The following is a 6,117-nucleotide window of genomic DNA, read 5'->3' on the forward strand; positions in this document are numbered from 1 at the left end:
GACAATCCGATAACAGACAGACGCACCGGTGCCGGTGCACTATAGAGCGACGCGTCATGCCGAACACCGAACAAGAGAATTGCCCGTGAACCTATCGATGACTCCCATCAACAAAGCCAAGGCCTGGGGCGTCCACGCCGTCACCGCCAGCGGCGTGATCCTGGCCTTGCTGGCCCTGCTCGCGCTGGTCGACAACAAACCCCAGGCCTGCCTGCTCTGGCTTGGCCTGGCCCTACTGGTGGACGGCCTCGACGGCACCCTGGCGCGCAAGTACGAAGTCAAGGAAATGCTGCCGCATTTCGACGGCTCGGTGCTCGACCTGGTGATCGACTACCTGACCTACGTGTTCATCCCGGCCATCTTCATCTACCGCTACATCCCCCTGCCGGAGCATTTCGAACTGCTGGCGGTGGGCGTGATTCTGGTTTCGTCGCTGTTCTGCTTCTGCAACGTCAACATGAAGAGCACCGACAACTACTTCGTTGGCTTCCCGGCCGCCTGGAACGTGGTGGCGGTGTACTTCTACGTGCTCGACCTGCACCCCTGGGTCAACCTCGTCACGGTGCTGGTGCTGGCCGCCCTGACCCTGACCCGGATGAAGTTCCTCCACCCGTTCCGCGTGCGCCAGTTCATGCCGTTGAACATCGCGGTGACCTTCGTCTGGCTGATCAGCAGCGGTCTGCTGATCGTCCAGCAGCCGGCCGACCTGCCGATCCTGCTCGGCCTGTGGTTCGCCGCCTCGGCCTATTTCGTCGGTATCTGCCTCTGGCGCAGCGCCCGCGAGTGGTTCGGCTGAAACGACCCGGCGCGACGGCGTTCCCGCGTGGGGACGCCTGGCAAGTCCCTCTCATCGCAAGGAACCCCGCATGGCCCACCCCAACGCCGAACTGATCGAGCGCTTCTACCAGGCCTTCCAGCGCCTCGACGGCGAGGCCATGGCGGCCTGCTACGCCCCCCAGGCGACCTTCCACGACCCGGCCTTCGGCGAACTGCGTGGGCGCGAGGTGGGCGATATGTGGCGCCTGCTGACCAGCCGGGCGCGGGACTTCCGCCTGGACTACGCGAACGTCCGCGCCGACCAGAACGAGGGGCGTGCGCAATGGGTGGCCCACTACCTGTTCACCCAGACCGGGCGCAGGGTGGAGAATCGCATCGAGGCCCGTTTCCGCTTCGCCGACGGTTTGATCGTCGAGCATCGCGACCAGTTCGACCTGTGGCGCTGGAGCCGCCAGGCGCTTGGCGCCAAGGGCCTGCTGCTGGGCTGGGCGCCGCCGGTGCAGCGGGCGATCCGCGGGCAGGCGCGCAAGGGCCTGGCCGCCTACCAGGCTGCCCATCCGGCGGCCGGCTGAGGCTGTCGGTGGCCGAAGCGCGGATAATCTCCTAAGCTCGCCGCGGACAACCCGCAGGACGCCGCGATGATCACGCTCTTCCAGTTCCCCGCCGCATTCAACGTACCCAATGCCAGTCCCTACTGCCTGAAACTGGAAACCTGGTTGCGCCTGGCCGGCCTGGAGTACCAGGTGAAGGTCGTCAGCGACCCGCGCAAGGCGCCCAAGGGCAAGCTGCCCTACGTGCGTATCGAGGGCGAGGCGATCGGCGACAGCGAGATCGTCATCCGTACCCTCGGCGAGCGCTACGGGGTCACTCTCGACGCTGGCCTGGACGCCCGAGGCAAGGGCTGGGCACGGGCGATCACGCGCCTGTGCGACGAACACCTGTACTACCTGATGCTGTATTTCCGCTGGTTCGACGAGGACAGCTGGCGCGTGCTCAAGCCGGTGTTCTTCGGCTCGCTGCCATTCGGCGTGCGCGACGCAGTGGCCTGGGCCATGCGCCGCAAGGTCCGCGCTACCCTCAGGGCGCAGGGACTCGGGGTCCACGGCAGGGACGAACTGCTGGCCTTCGCCCGCGACGACCTCGATGCCCTCGACGGCCTGCTCGGCCAGGTCCCGTACTACGGCGGCGAACATCCGTGCAGCGCCGATGCCGCCGCTTACGGTATCCTCGCCAACCTCATCGAGGCGACCCTGGATACCCCGCTCAGCCATGTGGCGCGAGGCTATCCGCGCCTGGTGGCGTATTGCGAGCGGATGCGGGAGCGGGTCTGGAGTGAGTGAGGCGACGGCCGCCACGGCGGCGATCAGGAAGTGTTGGTCGGTCTACCTGGTGAGGGCGGAAAACGGCGCGTTGTACTGCGGCATCAGCGACGATCCGCTGCGCCGCTTCGACACTCATTGCAGCGGCAAGGGCGCGCGGTTCTTCCATTCCAGCCCCGCCCGCGCGCTGGTCTACGTCGAGGCCTGCGCCAGCAAGGGCGACGCCCTGCGCCGCGAGCGGGCGATCAAGGCCCTGAGCAAGCGCGCCAAGGAGCGCCTGTTGGTCGGCGTACCGGTGTTGCGCGAGGTCGGCGAGCCGGCAATCTAGGACGTTCATCTGCGGTCATGGGGTATTCGTGGGTTACCTGAAGAATCATTGGTGGAAACGCTGGATCCGCCGCCGCGGCTGCAAGCTGGCCGGCGGCCCGGCCAGTGTCGGCAAGCGCACCACGCTGGTGCTCGAGGAGCAGGTCGAACTCGGCCACCTGCGCATCGTCCCGCCGAGGCTGGAGATCGGCGCCTACAGCTATGTGCGCAGCGGCACCGACCTGTCCCTGGTGGCGTCCATCGGGCGTTTCTGCTCGATCGGCTCGGACTGCTTCATCGGCCAGGAAAAACACACCCATCCCAGCGACTGGGTGAGCAGCCACCCCTTCCAGCACACCGGCACCGCGCTGCGCTACGAGCCGGCGCTGAGCTACGCGGAAATCGGCCACGACGTCTGGATCGGACACAGCGCGATGGTGATGGAAGGGGTCAAGGTCGGGACCGGGGCGATCATCGCCACGCGCGCCGTGGTCACTCGCGACGTGCCGCCCTACGCCATCGTCGCCGGCACCCCGGCGCAGGTGATCCGCTACCGGCATCCGCCGGAGATCATCGAGGGTCTGCTCGCCTCGCGCTGGTGGGAGCTGGATAGCGCCTTCCTCACCGGCCTGCCGCTGGACCGTCCCCGGGAGTTCCTCGCCGCCCTGGAGACGCGCGAGGCGCCGCGTGCGGCGTACCGGCGGATGACCATCACCCGCCAGGGGTGCCGGCTGGATTGAGCGCGCCCCTCGCCAGGCCCATCGGGCCAGGCGATGGGGTGCCCTTCATGTCCCGGATTGTCATAGGCGCGTTTTCCCAGCCGCGCTAAGCTGGTGCCTCACATCCGCCCGGAGGCGCCCATGTCAGAGCTGATCCTGCATCACTATCCCACTTCGCCCTTCGCCGAGAAGGCGCGCCTGCTGCTCGGTTTCAAGCAACTGTCCTGGCGCTCGGTGATGATTCCGCCGGTGATGCCCAAGCCGGACCTGGTGGCGCTGACCGGCGGCTATCGGAAGACCCCGGTGTTGCAGGTCGGCGCCGATGTGTATTGCGATACCGCGTTGATCGCCCGTCGCCTGGAGCAGGAAAAGGCGGTCCCGGCGCTGTTCCCCGAAGGCCAGGAGATGGTCGCCGCGAGCTTCGCCCAGTGGGCCGACGCGGTGCTGTTCCAGCACGCGGTAAGCCTGGCGTTCGCCCCGGAGTCCATCGCCGTGCGTTTCGGCAAGCTGCCGCCGGAATTCCTCAAGGCCTTCATGGCCGATCGCAGCCAACTGTTCAGCGGCGGCAGCGCCGGCCGCCTGCCGCTGGAACAGGCGCGCCACCAGTGGCCGGCATTCATGGCGCGACTGGAGCGCCAGTTGTCGCGCGAGGACGGCGATTTCCTGTTCGGCGAAGCGTCCGTCGCCGACTTCGCCGTGGCGCACTGCCTGTGGTTCCTCAAGGGCACGCCGGTCACCGCGCCGCTGGTCGACGATTACCCGCAGGTGCAGGCCTGGTTGGGCCGGGTGCTCGGCTTCGGCCATGGCGCGCCAGCCGAGATGAGTGCGGAGGAAGCCCTGGAGGTGGCTCGCGGCAGCCAGCCCGCGGCATTGCCGGACGAATCCTTCAGCGACCCCAACGGTTTCCGGCCCGGCCAGGCGGTCGCCATCGCCGCCACCGACTACGGTGTCGACGCGATACAGGGCGAACTGCTCTTCGCCGGCAGCGAGGAACTCATCCTGCGCCGCGAAGACCCGCGGGCGGGTACCGTGCATGTGCATTTCCCGCGCCTGGGCTTTCGCATCGAGGCGCGTTGAGGCATGCCGGCGGAGACCCCGTCGCCGCGCCCGGACGCCGATCCGCCGCAGTGCGCGTTGCCCGAGGCGAGGCCGGACCGCGACGCTGGCACCAAGCTGCGCGCCGCGGTGCTCGGCGCCAACGATGGCCTGGTGTCGAACCTGTGCCTGGTGATGGGCGTGGCGGGTGCGAGCATGGCGCATTCGTCCATCGTCCTCACCGGGATGGCCGGACTGGTGTCCGGGGCCTGCTCGATGGCCCTCGGCGAGTGGCTGTCGGTGACCAACGCCCGCGAGATGGCGAGCAAGCGCATCGCCGAGGAAGAACGCTTGCTCAGGCTCTGCCCGGACACCGAGACCCAGGAACTGATCGATATCTTCACCGCCAAGGGGCTGAGCGAGGTATCCGCCCGGCGCGTGGCCCTGCAACTGATGAACGACGGTCGTGGCGCGCTGGACACCTTGTCCCGCGAGGCCCTCGGCATCGATCCGACGGAGCTGGGCGGCAACCCGTGGAACGCGGCGGGCACGTCGTTCCTGCTGTTTTCCCTTGGCGCCCTGGTGCCGGTGGCGCCGTTCCTGTTCCTCGACGGCGCCGCGGCGCTGGTCGCAAGCCTGCTGTTCAGCCTGCTTGCGCTGCTGTTCAGCGGCGCGGTCACCGCCCGTTTCACCGGGCGGCCGCTGGCGTTCTCGGCGTTGCGCCAGGTGCTGGTCGGTACCCTTGCCGCGGCCTTCACCTATGGGTTGGGTACCGCGCTCGGCGTGGGCCTGGGCTGAAAGTCCTTCGCCTGCGGGGGACTCCGTTTTACACTGAGACACCCGGCCGGCGTGGCCGGGAACAGGAAAAACCGACCAGGGAGTGGCCATGAAAGCCTACGACATCGAAATCGTCAACGACGCCGCGCACGCCGGCGAAGCCAACCACGGCTGGTGCTTCGGCCTGCCGCCGGGCATCCGTCCGGAGCAGTGGCCGCTGGATCCGGACACCGGCTATCCGCTGATGCACGGCTTCACCCTGCTGCTGCCGGAGGACTACCGGGTGCATGGCCCGGAGATCGTCGCGCTGAGCTTCTTCTCCCTCGCCCCGGACCAGAACGACGGTGGACCGACCAGCGTCGACGGCATTCGCGAGATGCTCATCGATCCGCCCGCGCAACCGCCGGCCGACGCGGAACTGCGGCCGTTCTGGGAGGCCGGGCGCAATAGCCATCCGCGTCTGCACCGGATGGAGGACATCCTCGGCGGTGCCTATGCGTTGATCCTGCTCGACGCCGCTGAATTCAGCGGCGCGCCCTGCCAGCCGCCGGCGCTGCCGGCGGGCAACCCGCTGCTGGCGCAGACCGAGCCGCCGCAGTGGCTGGAGGCTGGTTCGGCGGCCAGCTTCGTGCCGGACTGGGCGGAGGACGACTACTACCTGCTGCGCGCCCTCGGTGGCCGCCCGGCGGCCGGCCACCAGCAGCGCTACCCGCTGCGCTGGACGGCGCGGGCGCAAGACCCCAACGCCGGGGTGGTGCCCAGCGAATACGGCGACGGCGGCTACCAACTGCCGCACTACTGGCTGGACGGCAAGATCGAGCGCGACAACTACCGCGAGCATCCCTGGGTGGAAGGGCACCTGCCGAACCATATCGGCGGCACCATGCGTCCGGTGCAGGGCGTGCCGGAAATGAGTCCCTTCTACGTAGAGTTCGAGGAATACCTGGGCGGCTACAACTTCGGCGGCGGCAACGCCCAGCTCGATTTCCGCGACATGCGCTTCGACTGGGCCTGCGGCTGAGGAGGGAAAGGGAGCGCCGGCGGCGCTCCGGGGCGGCGCGGGTCAGTCCTTGCGCCGCTTGAGCTGGTCCTTCAACTGGGTCGGCAACTGGCGGATGATCAGCATGTCGCGCTCTTCGTCGTATTCCACCTTGGAGCCCAGCAGGTGCGCCTCGAAGCTGATC

At 68.2% G+C, this 6,117-nt stretch carries 8 protein-coding genes and 1 pseudogene; 8 read left to right on the forward strand and 1 reads right to left on the reverse strand.

Annotated elements, in window-relative coordinates; translation table 11 throughout:
* Positions 1-79 precede the first annotated feature (79 nt).
* The 8 genes from pcsA to HMPREF2924_RS07495 all read left to right on the forward strand — a co-directional run bounded on the left by pcsA (position 80) and on the right by HMPREF2924_RS07495 (position 5,954).
* Complete coding sequence (pcsA, locus tag HMPREF2924_RS07460) at positions 80-796, forward strand: phosphatidylcholine synthase (protein ID WP_003129573.1); 717 nt, start codon at positions 80-82, stop codon at positions 794-796.
* A gap of 70 nt (positions 797-866) precedes the next feature.
* A complete protein-coding gene (locus tag HMPREF2924_RS07465; RefSeq protein ID WP_003092923.1) occupies positions 867-1,349 on the forward strand; it encodes a nuclear transport factor 2 family protein in 483 nt (160 codons plus the stop codon).
* Positions 1,350-1,415: 66 nt separating this feature from the next.
* Complete coding sequence (locus HMPREF2924_RS07470) at positions 1,416-2,117, forward strand: glutathione S-transferase C-terminal domain-containing protein (RefSeq protein ID WP_003092922.1); 702 nt, start codon at positions 1,416-1,418, stop codon at positions 2,115-2,117.
* Positions 2,110-2,424 carry a GIY-YIG nuclease family protein gene (locus tag HMPREF2924_RS07475; protein ID WP_003129576.1) on the forward strand — a complete coding sequence of 105 codons (315 nt, stop codon included), beginning with the start codon at positions 2,110-2,112 and terminating at the stop codon, positions 2,422-2,424. Before HMPREF2924_RS07470 ends, HMPREF2924_RS07475 begins: the two co-directional genes overlap by 8 nt.
* Positions 2,425-2,452: 28 nt before the next feature.
* Positions 2,453-3,142, forward strand: coding sequence for a CatB-related O-acetyltransferase (locus tag HMPREF2924_RS07480; RefSeq protein ID WP_003111880.1), 690 nt, complete (start codon positions 2,453-2,455; stop codon positions 3,140-3,142).
* 120 nt (positions 3,143-3,262) lie between these two features.
* On the forward strand, positions 3,263-4,198 hold the full coding sequence (locus tag HMPREF2924_RS07485) for a glutathione S-transferase family protein (protein WP_003111881.1): 936 nt from the start codon (positions 3,263-3,265) through the stop codon (positions 4,196-4,198).
* Positions 4,199-4,201: 3 nt separating this feature from the next.
* A complete protein-coding gene (locus HMPREF2924_RS07490) occupies positions 4,202-4,954 on the forward strand; it encodes a VIT1/CCC1 transporter family protein (RefSeq protein ID WP_003111882.1) in 753 nt (250 codons plus the stop codon).
* 88 nt (positions 4,955-5,042) lie between these two features.
* Positions 5,043-5,954: a hypothetical protein gene (locus tag HMPREF2924_RS07495; RefSeq protein WP_003129578.1), complete on the forward strand. Its 912-nt coding sequence runs from the start codon at positions 5,043-5,045 to the stop codon at positions 5,952-5,954.
* Positions 5,955-5,996: 42 nt separating this feature from the next.
* On the opposite strand, the pseudogene HMPREF2924_RS35430 reads toward HMPREF2924_RS07495, so the two are convergent.
* Positions 5,997-6,117, reverse strand: a pseudogene (locus HMPREF2924_RS35430) (nucleoid-associated protein YejK); the annotation flags it as partial.

It is taken from the genome of Pseudomonas sp. HMSC063H08 (genome assembly GCF_001813645.1).
In the GTDB taxonomy this organism is placed as follows: domain Bacteria; phylum Pseudomonadota; class Gammaproteobacteria; order Pseudomonadales; family Pseudomonadaceae; genus Pseudomonas; species Pseudomonas aeruginosa.

Bases quoted from the DNA above. Each gene is read 5' to 3' on its own strand.
- HMPREF2924_RS07465 (WP_003092923.1), top strand. From the start codon at position 867: ATGGCCCACCCCAACGCCGAACTGATCGAGCGCTTCTACCAGGCCTTC.
- HMPREF2924_RS07470 (WP_003092922.1), top strand. From the start codon at position 1,416: ATGATCACGCTCTTCCAGTTCCCCGCCGCATTCAACGTACCCAATGCC.
- HMPREF2924_RS07485 (WP_003111881.1), top strand. From the start codon at position 3,263: ATGTCAGAGCTGATCCTGCATCACTATCCCACTTCGCCCTTCGCCGAG.
- HMPREF2924_RS07490 (WP_003111882.1), top strand. From the start codon at position 4,202: ATGCCGGCGGAGACCCCGTCGCCGCGCCCGGACGCCGATCCGCCGCAG.
- HMPREF2924_RS07495 (WP_003129578.1), top strand. From the start codon at position 5,043: ATGAAAGCCTACGACATCGAAATCGTCAACGACGCCGCGCACGCCGGC.